Genomic DNA, 20,901 nt, shown 5'->3' with positions numbered 1-20,901 from the left:
GATAGAGGAACTGCTGCCGCATCGGTGGCAGCCCGAAACGGCGTAGCCAACGCAGCCAACCCAAAGCCCAAAACACTGACGGCCGCTAACGCGGCCGTTGGTCAATGTGTGTTGGGCGGACGCTTACCGAATACCCGAAGAGTTGGCGCAGCACAGGCTGCAGGGGTCGGAGACGGCCCACCGTCGTCGGCGTAGGAATTGAGAACGAGATGGCCTGAGCCCCTGAAGCAAGGCAGCCATAGAGTGCCGCGGTCTTTTACATCAGGGATGGGAAGTCCGCGACGGTCTATGACAAGCAGACGGCTTGATGTGTAGCTGGGCCGGAAAATGACGATCCATAGAGGCTTCGTATCGCGCGTCCAGCGCTACCCCCGCCAGAACCTCGGAACAAATAGAATCAAGACGGTGAATAGCTCAAGACGGCCAAGAAGCATACTCAGGGATAAGACCCACTTAGCCCCGTCAGGTAACGTCGAAAAATTGCCAGCCGGCCCAATAATGTCTCCTAACCCTGGCCCCACATTGGATAGAGCAGTTACAGCGCCAGAGGCACTAGTAAGGAAATCAAGCCCAAAGCCCATGAGGATGACCGTCACTACCGCATACGACAAGAAGATAACCGTTAAAAACGCCACAACGGACCCCACAACGTCATCATCCAGCATGCGACTACCGTAGGTGCGCGGAAACACCCCATTGGGGTAAAGCAAGCGCATGAAGTGGGTCTTCAGCATGATAGCCACTACTTCGAATCTGAATATTTTTATACCGCCTGACGTGGAACCTGTGCAACCTCCAATAAAAAGAAGAGCGAAAAAAAGTCCAACTGCTGCGTTGCCCCACTGTGAGTAGTCTGCTGTCGCATAGCCCGTGGTTGTAATCACAGACACTATATTAAAAGCAGCGTGCCGAAAGGCCGCCTCAAAACCATACTGTCCCGAGATGATCAACCAAACGCCAACCACTAACGTCAGCACGACTACAACGCCGAGCAGCGTTTTGACTTGCCGATCCCACAGAGCCTTGCTTTCCCCCGCGATAAAACGCACATACAAAACAAACGGGATGCTTCCGGATAGCATGAACGCCGTTGCGAACCATTGGATTCCGTTTTTCTCCCAGTTCCCAAATGACGCATCGGAAGTCGAGTACCCACCCGTGGCGACCGAGGTCAATGCATGCGCAATTGCCTCGAAGGCATGCATACCTGCGAACCAGTAGACCAATGCGGCCAGGACCGTCAACCCCAAATAAACAGACCCAAGCGTCAGAGCAATCTGCCTCACACGAGGCATCGCCTTTTCTGAGCGATCCGAAGATTCAGTACGAAATAACTGCATCCCTCCAATTCCCAAGGCTGGAAGAATCGCAATGGCAGTTGCAATAATGCCGACCCCACCCATCCACTGTAGAAGGGCTCGCCATAAAAGCAGTCCAGGCGGTGCGGAATCGAGACCCGATAGCACCGTGGCCCCTGTCGTGGTGATACCCGACACGGCCTCAAAGACTGCATTGGATACATGCCCACTGACATCGTCGTACTCTGCAAGATAGAAGGGAACTGCACTCGCAGCTGCAACGCTGAACCAGCTCAACGGGGTCAATGTGAAAGCTTGACGAATGGTAAGCCCGGCCTTTAAAGCTCCCCTAGTGCCACGGGCCAGAGCCCCACCAGTCACTGCGGTCGCTACTGCAGCCACAGCAAATGCGCTCCACTCATTGCTGCCGTGGTAGATATCGACAGCCATTGGAAACAGCATCATCACGGAAGTGGCCAACAGTACAAGCCCAACCAGATGAAGTACAGCCCTTATCCCAGGCGTCGATTTAGCCCGATGCGTAAAGTGTAGATGCCGATACGGCTCAGCCAATTCGTTCTCTCTGCGTCCCCAACAGAGCTTCTACTAGCCGGAGATAACTATAGGTAACGAGCGCCACGATATGGTCACCAACGAGCAGTTGCGTCGTAGCCTGGGGAATAATCACCTGCCCGTCTCGAACCACCGCCCCGATTTTCATACCGGGAGGCAGACCCAATTCGCCAATTGGCCGACGTACAAGCCTGGATTCGGAGGTTAATTCGGCTTCAATAACCTCTCCGAAATCTTCTTTAAGCGTATGAAGCGCAGCGATTGATCCTCGACGAACATGTCTTAAAACCGTGGAAATCGTGACTGCACTGGGGCTGACAACGGCGTCGATACCTAGGGAAGGCGTGAGCGCTTCGTAATTACGTTTATTGATCAAAGTAATTGCTCGCTTACAGCCTGCTTGCTTCGCCAGAACGGACGCGAAGATATTCGTTTCGTCATCGTTGGTCACGGCGACAATGGTCTCCGCAAGCCCGATTTGGGCCTCATCAAGCATGTCACGATCCAAAGCATCTCCGTGCAATACGATGACCCCAGCCCCTAGTTCGTCGGAGATCAGTCTCGCGCGCTCAAGACTCTGCTCAATAATCTTGATGTTCACATTGCGCGACGATTCCCGTATTTTCTTCACCAGATGCAGGCCGACATTACCCCCGCCGACGACAACGAGATTTCTAGCCTCCCGCTCACGATGACCGAACGCAGCCATAACTTCGTCTGCGCAGTCCGCCCGAACGATGGCGTAAACGTCATCGTCGATTTCTATCCTGTCATGATCATCCGGAACGAAACTGCGGCCCTTCCGTACGCAGGCGATGATCGACACCCCTTCAAATTGTCGCATTTGCCGAATATCGCCGACGCGCTCTCCCATTACGACGCTATTCCTGGCATCAGCATGTATTCCAAGTAACTCCACTAGGCCCCCGGCCATGGGAACCATCTCAAATGCGCCAGGCGTGCGCAAGCGCCACGCGATACCCTCGGCGATCTCGATTTCCGGTGAAATAATAATATCCACGGGAAGGTGATCCGCAGAATATAGTCCGGAAATATCATGGCCCAGATAGCCGGTGTGGCGAATCCTAGCTACCCGTCTTTTGATTCCGAACAGAGAATACGCGACCTGGCAAGCCACCATGTTCACCTCATCTGACCGTGTGACCGCGATCAGCATGTCGGTGTCTCGAGCACCCGCTTTCTTCAGAGTAGCGGGGTACGACGCGTGACCCACAACACCCCGCACATCATAGCTTTCGTCAATCCGACGGATTAGCTGTGAATCCACATCGATGACCGTTACGCTGATTCCTTCCGATGCGAGATGCTTCGCTATGGTGGTTCCCACTTGACCAGCGCCGCAAACAATCACTCTCATCGAAGTTCGTTTTATATGTCTTTGTAGAAATCAGCCCACTGATCGAGACAGATACGCGCGATAATAGGGTTCATTTTTTTGAGGTTCCAAGCTCATCAGAGAGGGCAACACACATGATCACCGCCAAATTGCTTGTCGAACGTGGATCAATACATGATGCCTCGCAGGACTGGGGCGATTACACCTTCGTCGCGCTTCCCTCCCCGGGAGACCGGATTGCCGCCCATTATAACGATAACGTGCATTACATGACCGTCATTTGCGTGCACCACAAGCCGACGCCTGCAACACGTGGAGGCGAACAAGAAAGCACTGTTATGCCAGCTGCCCATGTCGTCGCCAAGTGGACAAGCTCAGACTAGCATCCTAGCGCTCGGAACACTGGCGAGCGGCGAGCGCCTGATGTCGTGCCGTCACGCGACGGCGCCCAGGCACAGCCAGGATCATCAGCTATCCGTAGTAGCTAAGCCGCCTAGCAACTACTACTTATTCGCTAGACTTTTAAAGCGTACGCGCGATGACACGCCGAGTAAAAGCCAAATACCATTCGCCGATTTTGGCACCGACCCAGCCGACAAGCGCACCGGCTGCAATTTCCACGGGCCAATTCACACCTGAAACGACACTCAATCCGCAACCGGCTGCTGCATATACGGTCAGCCACCGCCTCGCTTGATGCCCAACATGCTTCCAGGCAAGGGAGGCGAGCATGAGGGATATGGCCGGTGCCGACGCAGGAAGCCCTTCATGCCATAAAACGGGAGTCTGAACGGCAACCATATCGGGAAAGATATCCCAGGGCCGGGGCATTAACGTAATGTTCTGAATCGGCCCGGCTACCCTAGACACCCATTTGCCTCATAATGAGGATATCTGGAGGTGTCATGAGCATGAGCGCACAACCGAAGCGATTTACCGAAGAATTCAAGATCGAAGCCGTTCGCCAGGTGACTGAGCGTGGGCACAGAGTGACCGATGTTGCTGAGCGGTTGGGAGTGAGTGTGTGTATTCAACCGGTCAACGCAACAAAGCACTTATCAGTTAGACCTGATCCTGTTTGCCGGTCAAATAATTCATACCTCTGTCCGCAGAACGACTACAAATTCCGGACGGAGGGTTATACCGTGAGCATTCTCAGACCCGAAATGACACACGCTGCTATTCTGGTCGGCGCCGGCAACTACCAAATTCAAAGGAATCGAACCACGGACTGGTTTTGTTGCTTTTTTGCACTTGTACCCCACGTTGTACCCTCTAGTTCAAGTATGCGGTGAGATGTGAACGAATACGGGCCTTTCGCAGCGCCAATTAGATTCCGCCCCAGGCCACCAAGGATTCTAAGCCCTTGATTTCATTAGAGATCAGGGGCTTTTTCTATTGCTTGGTGCAACCCGGGGCTGTACTCCATAAACGAGGGACGGGCATTCACTAGACAGGGGTAACCCGTCGCAGCTGATTTTTTTATTTCCGGGTGTGCCGCTCACAGCTCCGTGTACAGTGTGTATGCCGTGCCTACCGGGGGAATCGATTAGATTCGGAATCACTTTTAACGCTAAGCGTTAAAAACACACCGACATCCAATCAAAACGCGCATAATCCAGATCTTCTCAAAAAAGGTACACCTGTCATTCTCACACACACAACGATTGAATTTCGTGTTAACTTTAACTCATGACAGGAAATTCACGACACAATCTAATCAAACGTGTGCAATCTGACCTCCCGCGCGGGGCACCGTTTGACCTCAGCACCCTGGGGGAACTCGGTGTGTCTCCCAAACTGGCTGCCGACTATGCCAAGAACGGGTGGCTCGTGCGTCTGGCTCAAGGCGTCTACGCCTTCCCCAATGACGACTTTGATGTCTATGGCGCATTGCTGTTTCTTCAGCGACACGTAAAGGGACTACATGTCGGGGGGAAAAGCGCGCTGACGCTGCACGGTATCAGGCACAATCTGGGCCGCGACACGCTGGTGCTGTGGGGCGACACCCGTTATACCCTGCCCACCTGGTTCACGTCGCGTTTTCCGGCCCGGTATGTCTATGCAAGCCTATTCAACTGGCCGGACAACAGCTTGCCCACCAAAACATTGGGAACCCCTCCCGGTTTACCGGATCACCTCTGTGTAGCTGTCGCCGAACGCGCCGTACTGGAAATGCTGTACGACGCCGGAACCAAACAAAGCCTGGAAGAAGCACGCAATCTTTTTGACGGCCTGCGCTCACCTCGCAAGGAACTGCTCGGCCAGCTGCTGGCGTGCTGCACCAGCATCAAAACCGTTCGTCTTTTCCTTACCTGGGCGCGAGAGACAGGAGTGGTGGATGTCGATGATTTGCTAACACGCTACTCGATACACACGGGTAGCAACAAACGCTGGATGAGCCGGCTTCCCGATGGCAGTTTACTGAGCCTGAAACCTCATGGATAAAACTTACGCGGACACTGTCCGCCTGCTGCTGGCCGTTACTCCGGCATTTCAGCCAGTTGCTGCTGGATAGCTTCCGCTGCGCGTAAGCTTAGTGCAGCAATGGTCAAGGTCGGGTTTGCCGTTCCAACGGTAGGAAAGACGCTACCACCAGCGATAAACAGATTAAAGTGGTCGTGGCTGCGCAGCTGCGGATCCACCACAGACCTTTCGGGATCCGTACCCATACGGGTTGTCCCCAGAATATGGCCCGCACCGAAGAACTCGGGCGCGTGACTGATTTGCGTTGCGTTCAACTTTTGGAAAATTTCGTTGTGGAGCTTCCGAGCCCATGCCATTCCCTCGGTAACATAATCGCTGAGTCGATACCGGATATTCGGTAAGGGCACACCATACATATCGTGTTCGTGCGGGTCCAGGCTTATGCGGTTTTCAGGGTCGGGCTCCTGTTCAGTGAGCGAAGCCAGACGAATGTGATGGGATGTCATTGCCGCCAACGCGTCAGCCATCTCTTTACCCCGCAAGCCTTGTTTGGCCAAATCGGTTGCGGTGGAAATCGGCGCCCCAGTCGGCCACGACCACCCGTCATTGCCGATTTCTATACGTACCGCGCTGTGTGTTTTACGGAATTCGCCATCGCGCAGATTTTCGATACCAGATGTGGAGCCCGGCCCCCGGTAGGGGTATACCGGTACGTCCGTCAACGCCCACGATAGCTGTATAGGGTGGTCCATGAGGTTGCGGCCGACCTGATCCGAGCGATTGGCGATGCCATCAGGCAGTGTTGCGGAGCGTGAGGCAAGCAATAAGCGCGGCGTCTCGATCGCATTGCAGGCGACCACGAAAATTTTGGCCTGTATGACACCTTCGGTTTGATCCCAACGCCGGTAGCGCACGGCGGCAATCTCGCCTTCCGGCGACAACTCCAGGCGCACCGCGGGCGAGCGAGTCAGCACCGAGACGCCGGCAGCGACGGCCCGTTTCAGGTGAACGGTGGCGTCGTACTTTGCCTGGACCGGACAGACGGGAATACAACTGGAACTGCCGCAGCAGGCAATACGCTGGTCACGGAAGACGGAATTACGGGCTTGCGGCGTGGAGCGGACTTCGAATCGGCTGCCTTCTAGCGCCCGTGCGACGACCTTGTCCAGCCAGGTAGGCGGGATGCGAGGCATGGGATAAGGACCACCGCGCGGCGAACCCAGCGGTTCCTCGGAGTCGCCCGCGACGCCAAGCTCACTTTCCGCTTGGAGATAATAGGGTTCCAGGGTGTCGTAGGAAATTGGCCAGTCCACGCCGCGGCCAAACTGCGTCCTAAGCCGAAAATCAGACGGGAGCAGTCTCGGACACGACCCCAGCCAATGCCAGGTTGTGCCGCCCAATACCTTGAGGTAAGTACTCTTGAATTGTTCTGGACCGGATTGGCGATACCATTGCGTCAACCGGTCAGTGACCGGATGCATTGCTTCGGGAACTGGCGGATAGGCACATTCGGGAACCTTAACCAACGCCTGATGGAAGGTCTGAACGGCTGTAGCGCGGTCCACTTCGCCGCCCGCTTCTAAAACGACAACACGCACACCGGCACTGGCCAGCCGGGATGCGATGAGGGCTCCAGCTACGCCCGACCCGATAACGACGACTTCAGTAGCAATGGTTGAGGACATGACACGGCCCTTTAAACAGTGGGTGGGTCGCCCCAATAGCCGGTCGGCCCGCCACACGTACCCGGCGGGTGCAAGAATGATGTGGTAGTCCAGATGAGCGCCGAAGTATAGGCAGCCACTACCGGGCCATGTACCGATTGACAGACGCCTGAATACCATGCGGCGACGATTTCATCTTCAAACTGTGATCGCGCGTCCTGGGGATGAGTCTGCCGGGCTAGCGTGGCGATATCCGGCAGCAAGCCGCGCTTATCGAAGGCCTCGTACATGATGCGTGCCGCCTCACGATCAAGTGCTGCGACTGGGGCGCCTGTGAGTCTGGACGAGAGTGCGATGAAATCGTCAAGAGAAAATCTCTCCCGCGCTTGCAGGCGAAGAGGCAGGCAGACCGAAGCTGCTGCAAGGCCTGCAAACAATACCGTGCGTCGATCAGGCATAGTTGGGATGTCGTTGGCGAGCCATCAATATGCAACATACTATTACATTGAGGATATTTTGGCGACGCGTCGAGCCTACCGCGCGGCCAGGAGCATGGAAACTTATCCAATTCGCACCCCGTCCGCACAGATCGCCCCCGACGTTTTGAATCGTTTGCCTGATGTGGACGAATATATCCACATCAGTCAGGCAGCACTAGCCCCATAACGTGCCCACCTGAATAGAATTGTGCTGAGAATGGAGGTTTCGATAGGTACACCAACGGGACAGTGGGGTCATTACGTTGTATGACAAAGCCGACATCTTTGTTGACAAACACCGGGGTGAATATCCCAGAAGTTCTACAAAGCTCCAAGTAGATGAACCCGCTATGCGCGGCTGCCTTTCATATTCGATCGTAGTTTGTCCAAGCCCAGCCCATTCGAATACTTCATGCATGTAACGCTTGCGATCGACAACTACGCCTAAGACGGAAACCGCCCTGCGGCTGTACAGCATAAAGGCGGTAGAAGCACTGGGCAACCGCGTCAGCATAGGTCCGGCGTCAACAAGCAGATATCAATAAAGCATCAAGAAAGTATCAAAAGCGCTGAGCAAACCCCATAGCCTTAAGGCATCAGCCCGATACAAAAAACCAAAACACAAGATGAATAATAATAATTATCATTTATCCATTCAAATGGATAAATTTATGTCACACATCAAGCTCGTTCTTCGCAACAATCGCCGCACGTTCGTCAAGACACTCAGCTATTACGCACTGCACATCGTCGTTGCCGCCTGCGTGGCTTTTGCCGTCACCGGCGACTGGTTAGCGGCGCTCACATTGAGCTTGCTTGAACCTACCGTGCAGGCATTCGCCTATTTCGCCCATGACAAAGTGTGGGCTCGCCTGCGTTTACAGCGCCTTCGCACGCTGATCAAGACCGGCAGCTATTATGCAGTGCATTTGATTATCGCAACCGGAGTTGCCTATGTAGTCACGGGCGATCTGATCGCTGCGCTGACCCTGAGCCTGTTGGAGCCGACTGTGCAAATGGCGTTCTTCTACGTCCACGAAAAGATCTGGGACCGTAACGCCGCGCGTGAAACTGCGGGGCAGATGGCCGTAAGTTTGAACCCTGCAAACTCCTAGCTTGCCCACCAGTGAAGCTAAAGCGGGCGTCACCCTCACCGCCCTAGAAGGCTTCGAGAGGCAAACGCCCTTTCTGTTCACATCGTTAGAAAAGAATAGGTGGTGCATGCACACACCACCGGCCGATCACTCGTCCTGCGTATAACCGGTGACGCGGATCAATTCACGGTATCGCGCGACTTCACTTTCGTAAGCCTTTGCCGCCTCTGCCAGCGTCATCGGCTTCAGCATCATGCGCCCTTCGGCTTCCAAGCGCGACACAATTTCATCGTCCAGAAGCGCCGAACCGATAGCGTGATTCAGCTTTTCCTTGATTTCCGTTGGCGTACCCTTCTTCACGAAGTATCCGGCATAGCTAGCGAAATCAAAATCCGCCAGCTGTGGCAGCGTAGAAATGCTGGGTAAGTGTTCAAGCACTGCCGGTTTGGTGGGCGATGCCACGGCTAGCGCCTTGAATCGGCCACCCTTGACCATTTCCAACATGGATGCCTGGAACGGCATCAGCGAGAAGTCGATCTGCTGCCCGATGAGAGCCTGTACCACTGGCGCCGTACCGGTATACGGAACGTGGGTAAAGGGGATGTCCATCCGCCTGCCCATGTAATCGGTAATCAAATGGTAGAGCGAACCGACCCCAACCGAACCGTACGTGAGCGATGACGATTCGTCTTGCTTGCGTGCGTACTCGAAGAACTCTTCCATGGTATTGACCGGCAGGTCTGCCCGCACGAGCAGCACGATGGGCGTAAACGAGATTGGCAGCAAATTCTCAAAGGCGTCCGGCTGAAAGCGAACAGCTTTATTCGTTAGCGGCGGAATAATGAGTTCATTCTGCGTGCCCTGGAAGAAGATGCTGCCGTCGGCCTTGGCGGTAAGCACTCTTGATGCTGCGATCGTCCCCGTTGCACCACCGACGTTTTCAACGACAACATGGGCGCCCAACACCTCACCGACGGGGACCGCCAGAATGCGAGCGGCGGTATCACTGGGGCCGCCCGCCGGATACGGAACCATCATACTCACTGTGCTGGGGGGATAAGTACTTGCAATGGCCGGCGACAGCATAAAGGCCGGCGCCACAGCTGCCGCGGCTGCTGCTTTAAGGAGCGAACGTCGTGTCTCGAACGATGTCTTGTTTTTCATGATTATTGTCTACGTGTTTGCTAAGGAAAAAATCAGCGAAGGCTATCGGGGCTTTGCGCATCAGTGGCCGCCCAGTCAACCTCTTGCAAGCGCGCCATCGTTGCCAGCACGGCTTGCCCGCGAGGCACCATGGTGTCGACTTCACAGTATTCATCCAGGGTATGGAAACCTCCTCCTACGGGGCCGGTACCACATAGCGTGATGGCTCCCTCGCTGGATGCCACGCCCGAGTCTGCACAGCCGCCACTCGACTCCTGTTCTGCACGATGGCCGAGCTCAGAAAGCTGGTCACGGTAGAGTTCGAATAGACGCTGCGACTGCGCGGATGGCACAAAAGGCCTGAACTCGCCCACGATGCCCAATTTGGAGAACGTACCTCTGATGAAGGAACGATCGCAGATGCAACGGATCTTCCCCACCATGTCTTCGCGCTGCTCATGGTTATGCACCCGCAAGTCGATCCCTGCTTTCGCCGAGGGTGCCGACGTGTTGACGGACAGCCCGCCAGAGACCAGCCCGACGTTAACCGTGACACCTTTGTCCAGATCGGTGAGCGCATCCAGGGCCACAATCTTGTTGGCCAGTTCAGAAATGGCGCTGACCCCTTCTGCGAAGTTGGCACCGGAATGAGCCGCCTTGCCCGTGATTTCCAAATCGAAGAACACGCCGCCTTTGCGGGAGGTGACTACATTGCCGGACGGACGACCCGGTTCGCCATTGAATACAAAGGCGGCTTTTCGGGCAAAGGGGATGATCACATCCTTACTCAGAGGTGAGCCAATTTCTTCGTCGCAGGTGAACAAGGCAGTCACTTCGGGTAGTGGCTCCCGACTTTGCGCCACGGCAGCAATAATGAAAGCATTCATCACGACCCCAGACTTCATGTCTGCCACACCCGGGCCATACGCTCTGCCGTTCTCAATGCGGAATGGGCGGCGAGCAGCCTCTCCCGCCGGAAAGACCGTATCGCAGTGCCCCATCAGCAGCACGGGCTGCCCTGTTCCGCGACCAGGATTCGCCGTTACCGAGATCGCAGCCTCAACGCCGTCTACAAAATGAGACGAAACCGTCAGGCCCTGCGATTGAAAAAAGCTTTCCAGACGACGGAACACCCGAGACACCCCAGGTTTATCTGCACTATTGGAATCAATATTGACGATGTCTTCCAATAACGCGAGCATGTCCTCGCGTTTGTTTTCCAGCCACTGAACGGCGGGGATAGATTGCTCCAAACTCACACGACCTCCATGCATTGCATTACAATACTTACTATCACTATTTAATAGATTATATCGATATAATGTTGCGAGAGACAATGATTGAGAGCCCTCTATATGTGGCTTCCGTTGGAAAGGCCTTCCAAATCCTTGATTGTTTCAAGAGTGCGCCGGGTGATTTGAGCCTGTCTGAACTCGTCGAGCGAAGCGGCATGGGCAAAAGCGCAGTACAACGTTACGCCTACACGCTGTGCGCAGAGGGCTATTTGGAACAGAATCCAGTCACACGGCGATATCAGCTCGGGAAAAGAGTGCTGGATTTCACCTTTCACTTTCTCCGCTCACACACTTTGGTAGAGGTTTTCAACCCTCTCATGCTGGATTTGTCGAAAGCGTCAGGCGAGAAAATCAGCCTTTCGCTGCTCGACGGTAACGAACTTGTCTATGCCATGAGGCACCAGACGAAAACGGAACACTTCCATGCCTCGCTCGTTGGCCGGCGCGTGCCGCTATATTGCACAGCGGGCGGGCGGGCGGTGCTCTCCCAACTCACGCCAGACAAGTTGGATGTGTTCTTCGAAACGACTCCGCTGGTCTCGTTCACGCCCCGCACCATCACGGATGCGCAGAAAATACGCCGCGAGCTCAACATCTCCAGGGAAAAGGGCTACAGCACGATTCTGGACGAGTTCATCATGGGAGAGATCGGCCTGGGCGCCGCAGTACGAGACGAAAAAGGTGTGCCCTATGGAGCTCTCCATGTGTCCGGCTCCTCAAACGAATGGAGCCTGGAGGCATACGAACAGGCGTTCGCCCCCATGCTGCTCGATGCCATCGGTCAGTTCGAAAGGCGCAACCATTATTAATGCTCACGCAACCACAGGCTGATCGTTATTATTTTCATTGAGCGCAGGAAGCATGTCTTGCTCATCGGTCGTACCGTATCGGGTACGCCTCAGTTTCACATTGAACGGAATACACCACCTGCGCAAGCAAAGCAGCGCGCACTCACCGTGAAACGCTTTTCTCCGAACGCACATCTAATGGGTTGATACACGCCACTTGAGATGTACCACTACTGTTTCGGAGATTTGCACATGAACAAGCCCCTTCTTCTTGGCGCAGCCGTTCTTGCCCTGGCGCCTGCTTTCGGAGCCTATGCACACACCGCTTCAGCTGTCTCCAAGGCTCCCCCTGCTGAACCCTATAAAGAAGTCAGTTCACTGGTTCAACTGCCGTCCTTCATTCCAGGCATGGGTCAGCTTTTCGTTGACCCAAGCACGCTGCCGGCAGGGCCGTTCCTGGCTTATGACCGCGACGGTAAACTGGTCAGCACGATTTACATGATTCCGACTGCGCAGATGACGCCACAAATGCATCTGGACAATCTGCTCGCTCCGGGCGGCCACGTCGATCATGTAGATATGATGTATAACGCGGGCCACCCCGGAGTGCCAGAACCGCATATTCACATCATTCTGTGGCACGTCCCGGTGGACGGCGAAGCGAGGGTGGAAAAATGAACGTGCTACGCCGCCACTTTGTGTTGTCCAGCGGGCTGATGATAAGCGGTATGGCCGCGCCAGCGCTGTGGCGGCGCGCTTTGGCAGCCGACGTCATTGATATCTCAATGGGCGGCACCACTGGCGGAGCCCATGTGTGGTTCCGCCCATCCGGCCTGCTGATACAGCCCGGCCAGACCTTGCGCTGGACGAATCATGATGCGGGTAATTCACATACGGCTACGGTGTACCACCCTGATTTATACGGCAAGCAGCAACGCATCCCAGAAAACGCCACGCCTTGGGATTCAGGCTTTTTGCTGCCAGAGCAAAGCTTTTCCGTCACGCTGACGGTTCCGGGCGTCTATGACTATTACTGCCTGCCACACGAGCATGCGGGCATGGTCGGACGCATTATTGTGGAGGGTGACTCAAGCACTCAGTACGTGCAAGAGCCGGGCCGGGGCGGTGGCCGGCCTCCTCCCGAAATTGCTCTACGCTCTTTTCCACCTATCGCCACGATTCTCAAAGAGAAAATTGTCGAATGAAGCGGCTTACTGCCTGAACCGCGCCAGTACATTCTCCACAATACGATCACAGCGAGCGCCGTCGAACGAAAATGCATCACCGGAGCTCGCATCAATTTCATGCTCAAGTGCCTCACGCATGAGACGGCGTGCACGAAAGAAGCGGGTTCGCACAGTGGCTTCGGGGATTTCAAGCACCAGAGCCACTTCTGCCACCGACATTTCTTCGACGGCACGCAACATGAAGATCACACGATAGGCGTCGGGCAAACCATCGAGTTTTTGTTCAATCAACGCCCGTATTTCTGCCCGCCAGGCCTGGGCGTCAGGATGATGATCGCGCGCATCCATGGTTTGCCTTCTCGCGTCCAGTGTGTCCATCACCCGTACCTCATAAGACTCCAGGAATTGGCCCCTGCGACGGGATTGGCGCAAGCGGCCGAGGGATTCGTTAATGACAATGCGAGTCAGCCACGTAGAAATCTGCGCATCAAAATTGAAGGTGGCCATCGCCCGATACGCCTTCCAATACGCTTCCTGTAGCGCGTCCTCAGCCTCGGCATCGTCCTTCAGAATACTGCGTGCCGCCCGATACAAGCGCCTGTTATAGCGGCGCATAAGGATTTCAAAGGCCGGGGCGTCTCCATTAAGTATGTCTTCGATCAGCCTCGCATCATCATCTGCCTCTTCCTGCATAGAAGTCGTGACACTCATCGCTCGCTCCTTTCCTCGTACTCCTGCTTGTTTAGTTTTAGATGCTTGTAGTGTGAGTAACGTTCCAGAAAGGGAGTGAGATTTGTCCAAACAGCCTCGGATCAAAGCCCACCCAAGCGCACCGCCAAAGCCGCCAGAGTCATAAGCAGTACGGGAACAGTGAGCACGACCCCTACCCGGAAGTAATAGCCCCAGGTGATTTTCACGCCCTTACGTGCGAGAACATGCAGCCACAGCAGCGTTGCCAAGCTGCCGATAGGTGTGATTTTGGGGCCAAGGTCACTGCCAATCACGTTCGCATAAATCATGGCTTCACGAATAGGCCCTGTCGCCTGGCTGGCGTCAACGGAAAGCGCCCCCACCAGCACGGTAGGCAAATTATTCATAATGGAAGAAAGCAAGGCGGTGAGGAAGCCGGTGCCCAAAGTGGCTACCCATAACCCTTCGCTTGCCATGGCGTTAAGCCAGCCTGCAATCATGTCTGTCAGACCCGCATTACGCAAGCCATAGACAACCAGATACATACCCAACGAAAAAACCACGATGTGCCAGGGCGCTTCGCGCACCACTTTGCGAATGCTGATAACGTGACCACGCCCTGCAACCAGCAACAGAACGGCTGCGCCCGATGCGGCGAGCGCACTCACCGGAATACCTAAGCCTTCCAGAAAGAAAAAGCTTATTAATAGCAAAGCCAGTACATACCAACCCGCCCGAAACGTAGCAACATCGCGAATGGCATCGTTCGGTGCCTTGAGCTGAGAGGCATCGTAAGTCACGGGAATGCTTTTGCGAAAATAGAGCAGAAGGACAGCCAACGTGGCGGCCACGGCCACGAGGTTGACCGGCACCATGACGGCCGCATAGCGCGCGAAGCTAATGTCGAAAAAATCAGCCGAGACGATATTGACCAAGTTCGACACGATAAAGGGCAAGCTGGCGGTATCGGCGATAAAGCCCGCTGCCATAACAAATGCCAGCGTTGCCGCCGGTGTGAAACCCAGCGCAAGCAACATAGCCATCACAATAGGCGTCAGAATCAGGGCTGCTCCGTCATTGGCGAAAAAGGCAGATACGGCAGCGCCTAACAAGACGATAAGTGCAAACAACAGACGGCCACTTCCACCGCCCCAACGCCCCACGTGTAAAGCCGCCCATTCGAAAAAGCCTGCTTCGTCCAGCAACAAGCTGATGATGATGATGGCAATAAAAGTGGCCGTCGCGTTCCATACGATGGCCCAAACGACTGGGATGTCACTAAAGCTGACAGCGCCAAAGGCCAGGGCGAGCACCGCACCCAATGAGGCGCTCCAGCCAATATTGAGGCCCTTTGGCTGCCAGATAACCAGCACAATCGTGAATAGGAAAATGAGCAGGGCGACGACCACAGTAAATCCTTATTGTTCGATGCTGACCGGCGAACATGGATTACCGCCGCAACAGTTTTCAGTGAGATATGCCAAAAGGGAATTCATGCAGACAATGGCAAACGCCACGTGACTAGAAACGCCATGAACGCCAAAGCCGTAAGCGTGCTTATTAACATGACCGGCCCAAATTCGCTGAGCACCATTGCCATGCCCAGCGGTGCAATGGCTTGAGCAATCAGCATAGGGCGCGCTAACAACCCCATGCGCGTGCCATATCCATGACTACCAAACAAAGCCAATGGAAGGGTTCCGCGCACGATGGTAATCAGCCCGTTACCTGCCCCATACAGGGCCATGGCGATAAAAGCGAGAACCGGATGCGCCGGAATGAGCAAAGCCAGCCCCAGGAAAAAAAGGAACACGGCTCCACGTGCAGACCACGTTGGGTGAAGTTTCCCCAAAACGGAGAGCTCAAGCAGCCTGGCCGCCACCTGCGACGGCCCTATCATCATTCCGACGGCGAGTGCCACGGATGCTGCAAAACCCAATTGGGCGAGCGTGTCGAGCAGCAGGACGGACACACTGGACATCACTGAGGACTGAAGTGTAAACAGTACTGCAACCAATACAAAGATAAGGCGGGCTTGTGCCGTAGCCGTTACCGTCGCCGGGTGCCGGTCTGCTGGTAGCATGGGCTCATCTGTGACACTACGCTGCGCCTCGCGGGGGATCACCAGCAAATACAGTGGCAACCCTACAGTTAAATGCACGCCTGCCAGCACCAGGCAGGTGCCTCGCCAACCCAACCAGACTTCGAGCGCGGTGATGGCTGGCCAAGCCACTGTGCTGGCGAACCCGCCCAACAGTGTCACGCCAGTCATGGCAGTGCGTGAGTCCTCTCCAAACAACCGGCCCAACGTGGAAAAGGCGGCGTCATACAAGCCGCCAGCCATGGCTAAGCCAAGCACGGTCCACGCAAAGAAATACACCGTGATATTGGGAGCGGCTCCCATTAACGACAGGCCGGTCGCCAGAAGCAGGGAACTGCTGGCCAGCACCGGGCGTCCACCGAACCGATCAATGAGCCGCCCTGCTCGAGGCGCACACACGCCCGCCACTAAAAAACCCCAAGAAAGCCCCGCGACGACAGCACTCAATGGCCATCCGCTGTCTTGAGCAATGGGTGCGGCCAAGACGGCGGGCAAATAGAAGGTCGTTCCCCACGCCAATATCTGTGTGAGGCCCAGTATGCCAACCAGGCGAACCGACGCATCGGAGAGAAGGAGCAGAACGTTGCGCACGAAACCTGTGAAGTTGTAGAAGCCGGCTATAACGCTTGATGCGTCGCTAGATGCATAATACTTGAACAGATTTCATATGTAGCGCCAACGACCATATTGCAGGAGACTTAGCGAAGAGGACGGAACAGCCCCCCGCACCACCTCTACCGGCAAGCACGCTGTAAGTTCTGATTATGATTAGCGTGCTTGGAAAGCAGTTTTACGAGAATTGAGCGAGGGGCGTGAAAGTTAGTAATAGCGTAATTGACAGCGCACAAAGCTAGTGTGAGATATCCAAATTACGCCACTGCGGATGATCAAAATACGAACCATAGCTATTCAGTGCTTCAGCCATCTTTATAAGCCCGTTTTCCGGTTCTTCGCCGGATACTTTACCTTCAATGATTTCGGCGCCTTGAGCGATATTGCCAAGCAAAATATGAAGCTGAGCGTCGGCCTCTGGTTCCAGATCACAGTTCTCCACAATATAGGTGAACTGAGTCATGATTTGCTCCGACATTTTTTTATAGTCGCCCGGTTTCAGGGAATGTGTGTGAGCACCTTCCAAGCCCATTGAGACGATCTGATGCAGCTCGCCCATGCCCTGGCGAAGCGCTGCATCGGTTTCCCATTTCTTTCCTTGGTTCAACTCCATCGTGCCATGTACTGCGTGAGCATGACTATGGCTATGCGCGGTGTCTGCGGCGATAGCTGTACCGCTCAGGGAGCCTAGAGGGAAGGCCAGCAAAGCAGCAATGGCTAAGTGTGCGGGTAATTTCATGATTCACTCCATATTAAATAAAGGGTGTGTCCGTTAATGCGTATCGCAACAGGGTGGACAACGGAAATCATGCTAACCAGCACGGTGAATTAAAAAATTGACGGTCGTCACTTTTAAAAAAATTCTTAGTCAGTATGCTGAAAATGAGATTATCAAAAAAAAACAATAAATGAGAATGACCCGCATCTTCATTAATGAATTTATAAACTTGTCACCGGTCAATGGTTAAAGCCTTCTCCGCCCATTAATATGAAACCATTCATTCAACGTTTTAAGGAGAAATCATATGACTAAGGCCGTTTTTAATATGGAACCGTTTACCTGCCCCTCCTGTGTAAAGAAAATTGAAAGTACAGTGAGCAGGGTTGATGGCGTGCAAGAAGTGCAGGTGATGTTCAACTCGGGGCGAGTCCGGGTCGAGTTCGATGAAGCCAGGACGAATGCCGACGCGCTGCAGGACACCATGGTGCGACTCGGCTATCCGGTGCTATCGAAGAAGGTCTCGTAAATACGCGCGGATATGGGTCGGCTGACACCACCCATATCCGCTTTACTCAACCCGGGTGAACTGGAGCATGACATGAACAAGCTTAAAAACTCCCATATCGCCGGCGCCACCGGTCTGATGCTGCTGATCGCATTTGCGTTGCATCTGGCCGGGCTCTCTCAATGGAAGGACTACGTCTTGATTGCGTCCTCCGTGTTCGCCGGCTACTTTATTGCCATCAAAGCCTTCAAAGCGCTGCGCATGAAGGCGTTCAGCATCGAATTGCTAGTAACCATCGCCGTCGTTGGCGCTCTGATTATTGGCGAGTATGTCGAATCGGCCGTAGTGACTTTTCTGTTTATTTTCGGGGCCTATCTAGAATCACGCACCCTGGAGAAAACGCGTTCTTCCCTGCGTGAGCTGATCGACCAGACTCCGACCGAAGCCACCGTAATTCGCCCAGAAGGGCACGTTAGACTGCCCGTCGAAGAGGTGGTCGAAGGTGACAGAGTGTTGATCCGCTCCGGCGAAAAGGTCGCTGTTGACGGCGTCATCGTGTCGGGCCAGGCACTGATTGTTGAAGCCGCCATTACCGGAGAATCCGTGCCTGCCGGAAAAACACTGGGCGACCGCGTGTTTAGTGGCACTCTCATCGACAATGGCTATATCGAAGTCACTGCCGATCGTGTAGGGGATGACACCACGTTTGCCAAAATCATTGAGATGGTGGAAGAGGCTCAGGAAACCAAAACCACCACACAGAAATTCCTGGATCGCTTCGCGCAGATCTATACACCTGCCATCGTGCTGCTCTCCGTTCTTGTGTATGCAGTCTCTCGCAACGTCGAACTGGCGCTGACTTTCCTGGTCATTGCCTGTCCGGGCGCACTAGTGATCTCCGCACCGGTGTCGATGGTTGCCGGCATTGGCAACGGCGCACGTAATGGTGTGCTGGTCAAAGGCGGCGAAATCATGGAAAAACTCTCCAAGATTGAGCTGGTCATTTTCGACAAGACCGGCACCTTGACCAAGGGCAAGCCCGAAGTCACTGATGTCAAAAGTTGGGGGTTGGAGGAAAACGCCTTGCTGGGCATTGTGGCCGACGCTGAAACCGTCTCCGAGCACCATCTTGGCCAGACGATTGTGAGCGAAGCCAAGAAGCGCGGCCTGCCTTTGGAACGCCAGCCGAAAGCGGTGGAAATCATCAAGGGCGGCGGCATGGTGGCGACCGTCGAAGGCAAGCACCTGGCTATTGGTAACCGTAAGCTGATGGCGGACCAAGGCGTCAGCATCGCCGAACCCATCGAGGCGTATGCCATTGAGCGCGAAAAGGCCGGCAATACCGCCGTGCTGGTCGCCATTGATAAGCAACTGACAGGTGTTATCTCGATTGCCGACCAAATCAAACCCGAAGCCAAACTGGCTATCCAGCAACTACGCCAAGCCGGTGTGAAGCAAGCCATCATGTTGACGGGCGACAACCGCCATACCGCGCAACTGGTGGGCGACGAATTGGGCCTGGATGCGGTACACGCCGAACTGCTGCCTCAGGACAAGGTGGCCTGGGTCACCAAACTGAAGGATCAGGGCTATCGCGTGGCGATGGTGGGCGACGGCATCAACGACGCGCCCGCACTGGCGACTGCCGATGTCGGCTTGGCCATGGGAGTCGGGGGCACCGACATCTCAATGGAAACGGCAGACATCGTCCTGATGTCCGACAGGCTGGATCAGTTCGCTCACGCCTACACCCTGGCAAAGGCCACAGTGCGCAATATGCAGCAAAACACGATACTGGCCGTAGGAACAGTGGTTGTGCTGCTGGCCGGTGTACTGCTGGGCAAAATCTTCCTGGCTTCCGGCATGCTCATCCACGAACTCAGCGTACTTGCGGTAACGCTCAACGCTGTCCGCCTGATACGTTACCGGGCTCGTGGGCAGGCCGGCCAAGCGCTCGACGAACCCGGCCGGCGCCACAGGCGTTGCCAGGCAGCTTGAACCTCGGCGAGACTCTAGTATCTTGTTCGATGAGTATGCGTACCCGGCCAACAGGATACTCGCCTGAATGATGGACACTCCGGCAAAAAGCCAGAAGTGTCCATTGTTGTACAACCCCTTCCATATGAGGGATCAACGTGAACTCTACCCCTTCATCTTCACCGCCTGATGCAAGCCACGAACACGTACCCGCACTATGCGTTTCACGGGTGCCAATCTTCAACCATTTGCCCGCCCCAACGCTTGCCGTCATTGCCTCTAAAGCGGCGATGCGCACCTATGAGCGAGGGCAGTTCATCCATCGCGCGGGCGACCCTTCCGACAAGCTTTTCATCATCCATAAAGGCAAGGTGAAGGTGTACCGACTTTCCGATACGGGTAAGGAGCAGTTGGTCCGTATTCTGAGCCCGGGCGATTTTGCAGGAGAACTGGCCCTGTTCTCGGCTACAGCTCACGACTCTTATGCCGAGGCCATGCAGACCTCCGAAGTCTGTACGATCCATCAGGCCGATGTACGTGAGCTTCTGCTCCAATACCCTGACATCGGCCTTCATGTGCTGGCTGAGTTATCGCGGCGCCTGGGCACTAGCGAAAAGCAGACCACGGCAATCGCAACAGCGTCTATCAATGCACGTCTGGCCCAGTACCTTGCCAACCTCGGAGAGCAGCAAGGCTCCCCTAGCTTCAACCTTCCCATGAGCCGCCGTTATCTTGCCTCGTATCTTGGCACCACCCCGGAAACTGTCAGCCGCAGGTTGGGCGAGTTTGAAGAAGCAGGGTGGATACAGCAAAGCGGGCAGCGCAAGATCACCATTCTTGACCTGGATGCTCTGCTGTTAGTGGAATAAGCGGAATCACACCTTTTACACAAAGAACCTATGCTTATAAGTAATATGCATATTAACTAACGTTACTTATAGTTTTTAAGAGAGTATCGGATAATGCGACGTTTACCGTCGCAATTTTCAT

Annotated in this window: 20 protein-coding genes and 2 pseudogenes; 11 read left to right on the top strand and 11 right to left on the bottom strand. The window is 54.8% G+C overall.

The window, feature by feature from the left end; genetic code table 11:
* Window positions 1-195, top strand: a 195-nt coding sequence (locus VRY85_RS01930) for a hypothetical protein (protein WP_414596902.1), incomplete at its 5' end; no start/stop codon positions are given.
* Window positions 196-365: 170 nt separating this feature from the next.
* Here VRY85_RS01930 and VRY85_RS01925 read toward each other — a convergent pair.
* Both VRY85_RS01925 and trkA read right to left on the bottom strand, forming a co-directional pair.
* The gene (locus VRY85_RS01925; RefSeq protein WP_414596920.1) at window positions 366-1,763 is read right to left on the bottom strand and encodes a TrkH family potassium uptake protein; all 1,398 of its coding nucleotides are present in this window, start codon (window positions 1,761-1,763) and stop codon (window positions 366-368) included.
* 100 nt (window positions 1,764-1,863) lie between these two features.
* Window positions 1,864-3,249, bottom strand: coding sequence for a Trk system potassium transporter TrkA (gene trkA / locus VRY85_RS01920; protein ID WP_414596901.1), 1,386 nt, complete (start codon window positions 3,247-3,249; stop codon window positions 1,864-1,866).
* A 113-nt stretch (window positions 3,250-3,362) separates the two neighbouring features.
* On the opposite strand from trkA, the gene VRY85_RS01915 reads away from it, so the two are divergent.
* The 3 genes and pseudogenes from VRY85_RS01915 (at window position 3,363) to VRY85_RS01905 (ending at window position 5,676) form a co-directional block, all read left to right on the top strand.
* A complete protein-coding gene (locus tag VRY85_RS01915) occupies window positions 3,363-3,611 on the top strand; it encodes a hypothetical protein (RefSeq protein WP_414596900.1) in 249 nt (82 codons plus the stop codon).
* Window positions 3,612-4,139: 528 nt separating this feature from the next.
* Window positions 4,140-4,250: pseudogene (locus VRY85_RS01910) on the top strand (transposase); the annotation flags it as partial.
* A 670-nt stretch (window positions 4,251-4,920) separates the two neighbouring features.
* On the top strand, window positions 4,921-5,676 hold the full coding sequence (locus VRY85_RS01905; RefSeq protein ID WP_414596899.1) for a type IV toxin-antitoxin system AbiEi family antitoxin domain-containing protein: 756 nt from the start codon (window positions 4,921-4,923) through the stop codon (window positions 5,674-5,676).
* Between the two features lie 35 nt (window positions 5,677-5,711).
* Here VRY85_RS01905 and VRY85_RS01900 read toward each other — a convergent pair whose 3' ends face one another.
* Complete coding sequence (locus VRY85_RS01900; protein WP_414596898.1) at window positions 5,712-7,340, bottom strand: GMC family oxidoreductase; 1,629 nt, start codon at window positions 7,338-7,340, stop codon at window positions 5,712-5,714.
* 11 nt (window positions 7,341-7,351) lie between these two features.
* On the bottom strand, window positions 7,352-7,777 hold the full coding sequence (locus VRY85_RS01895) for a sugar dehydrogenase complex small subunit (protein ID WP_414596897.1): 426 nt from the start codon (window positions 7,775-7,777) through the stop codon (window positions 7,352-7,354).
* A 692-nt stretch (window positions 7,778-8,469) separates the two neighbouring features.
* Here VRY85_RS01895 and VRY85_RS01890 point away from each other — a divergent pair.
* Window positions 8,470-8,913 (top strand): DUF2061 domain-containing protein, encoded by a 444-nt coding sequence (locus tag VRY85_RS01890; protein ID WP_414596919.1) that lies wholly within the window; start codon window positions 8,470-8,472, stop codon window positions 8,911-8,913.
* 126 nt (window positions 8,914-9,039) lie between these two features.
* On the opposite strand, the gene VRY85_RS01885 is transcribed toward VRY85_RS01890, so the two are convergent.
* A complete protein-coding gene (locus VRY85_RS01885) occupies window positions 9,040-10,056 on the bottom strand; it encodes a tripartite tricarboxylate transporter substrate binding protein (RefSeq protein WP_414596896.1) in 1,017 nt (338 codons plus the stop codon).
* Between the two features lie 32 nt (window positions 10,057-10,088).
* Window positions 10,089-11,294: a M20 family metallopeptidase gene (locus VRY85_RS01880; protein WP_414596895.1), complete on the bottom strand. Its 1,206-nt coding sequence runs from the start codon at window positions 11,292-11,294 to the stop codon at window positions 10,089-10,091.
* A 77-nt stretch (window positions 11,295-11,371) separates the two neighbouring features.
* Here VRY85_RS01880 and VRY85_RS01875 point away from each other — a divergent pair, with 77 nt between their 5' ends.
* The 3 genes from VRY85_RS01875 (at window position 11,372) to VRY85_RS01865 (ending at window position 13,323) form a co-directional block, all read left to right on the top strand.
* Entirely contained in the window at window positions 11,372-12,139 is a 768-nt protein-coding gene (locus VRY85_RS01875) for an IclR family transcriptional regulator (protein WP_414596894.1), read from the top strand.
* Window positions 12,140-12,370: 231 nt separating this feature from the next.
* Complete coding sequence (locus VRY85_RS01870; RefSeq protein ID WP_414596893.1) at window positions 12,371-12,796, top strand: DUF5602 domain-containing protein; 426 nt, start codon at window positions 12,371-12,373, stop codon at window positions 12,794-12,796.
* Window positions 12,793-13,323 carry a plastocyanin/azurin family copper-binding protein gene (locus VRY85_RS01865; RefSeq protein WP_414596892.1) on the top strand — a complete coding sequence of 177 codons (531 nt, stop codon included), beginning with the start codon at window positions 12,793-12,795 and terminating at the stop codon, window positions 13,321-13,323. The genes VRY85_RS01870 and VRY85_RS01865 overlap by 4 nt, the downstream gene beginning before the upstream one ends.
* A 6-nt stretch (window positions 13,324-13,329) precedes the next feature.
* Here VRY85_RS01865 and VRY85_RS01860 read toward each other — a convergent pair whose 3' ends face one another.
* The 5 genes and pseudogenes from VRY85_RS01860 to VRY85_RS01840 all read right to left on the bottom strand — a co-directional run bounded on the left by VRY85_RS01860 (window position 13,330) and on the right by VRY85_RS01840 (window position 17,447).
* Entirely contained in the window at window positions 13,330-13,998 is a 669-nt protein-coding gene (locus VRY85_RS01860; protein ID WP_414596918.1) for an RNA polymerase sigma factor, read from the bottom strand.
* A 119-nt stretch (window positions 13,999-14,117) separates the two neighbouring features.
* Window positions 14,118-15,404, bottom strand: a complete 1,287-nt coding sequence (locus VRY85_RS01855; RefSeq protein ID WP_414596891.1) for an arsenic transporter — start codon at window positions 15,402-15,404, stop codon at window positions 14,118-14,120.
* A gap of 9 nt (window positions 15,405-15,413) precedes the next feature.
* A pseudogene (locus VRY85_RS01850) lies at window positions 15,414-15,491 on the bottom strand (transcriptional regulator); the annotation flags it as partial.
* Window positions 15,488-16,687 carry an MFS transporter gene (locus VRY85_RS01845; RefSeq protein ID WP_414596890.1) on the bottom strand — a complete coding sequence of 400 codons (1,200 nt, stop codon included), beginning with the start codon at window positions 16,685-16,687 and terminating at the stop codon, window positions 15,488-15,490. The gene VRY85_RS01845 and the pseudogene VRY85_RS01850, both read right to left, overlap by 4 nt.
* Before the next feature lie 259 nt (window positions 16,688-16,946).
* Entirely contained in the window at window positions 16,947-17,447 is a 501-nt protein-coding gene (locus VRY85_RS01840) for a hypothetical protein (protein WP_414596889.1), read from the bottom strand.
* Window positions 17,448-17,733: 286 nt separating this feature from the next.
* On the opposite strand from VRY85_RS01840, the gene VRY85_RS01835 reads away from it, so the two are divergent.
* The 3 genes from VRY85_RS01835 to VRY85_RS01825 all read left to right on the top strand — a co-directional run bounded on the left by VRY85_RS01835 (window position 17,734) and on the right by VRY85_RS01825 (window position 20,780).
* Window positions 17,734-17,955: a heavy-metal-associated domain-containing protein gene (locus VRY85_RS01835; protein WP_414596888.1), complete on the top strand. Its 222-nt coding sequence runs from the start codon at window positions 17,734-17,736 to the stop codon at window positions 17,953-17,955.
* Window positions 17,956-18,027: 72 nt separating this feature from the next.
* Window positions 18,028-19,932, top strand: a complete 1,905-nt coding sequence (locus tag VRY85_RS01830; RefSeq protein ID WP_414596887.1) for a heavy metal translocating P-type ATPase — start codon at window positions 18,028-18,030, stop codon at window positions 19,930-19,932.
* A gap of 137 nt (window positions 19,933-20,069) precedes the next feature.
* Window positions 20,070-20,780, top strand: coding sequence for a Crp/Fnr family transcriptional regulator (locus tag VRY85_RS01825; protein ID WP_414596886.1), 711 nt, complete (start codon window positions 20,070-20,072; stop codon window positions 20,778-20,780).
* Window positions 20,781-20,901 lie beyond the last annotated feature (121 nt).

It is taken from the genome of Achromobacter sp. F4_2707 (assembly GCF_047501535.1).
Classification (GTDB): Bacteria; Pseudomonadota; Gammaproteobacteria; order Burkholderiales; family Burkholderiaceae_B; genus Yanghanlia.
The sequence above is the reverse complement of the archived record's forward strand: the minus strand, read 5'-3'. Positions and strand labels throughout refer to the sequence as shown.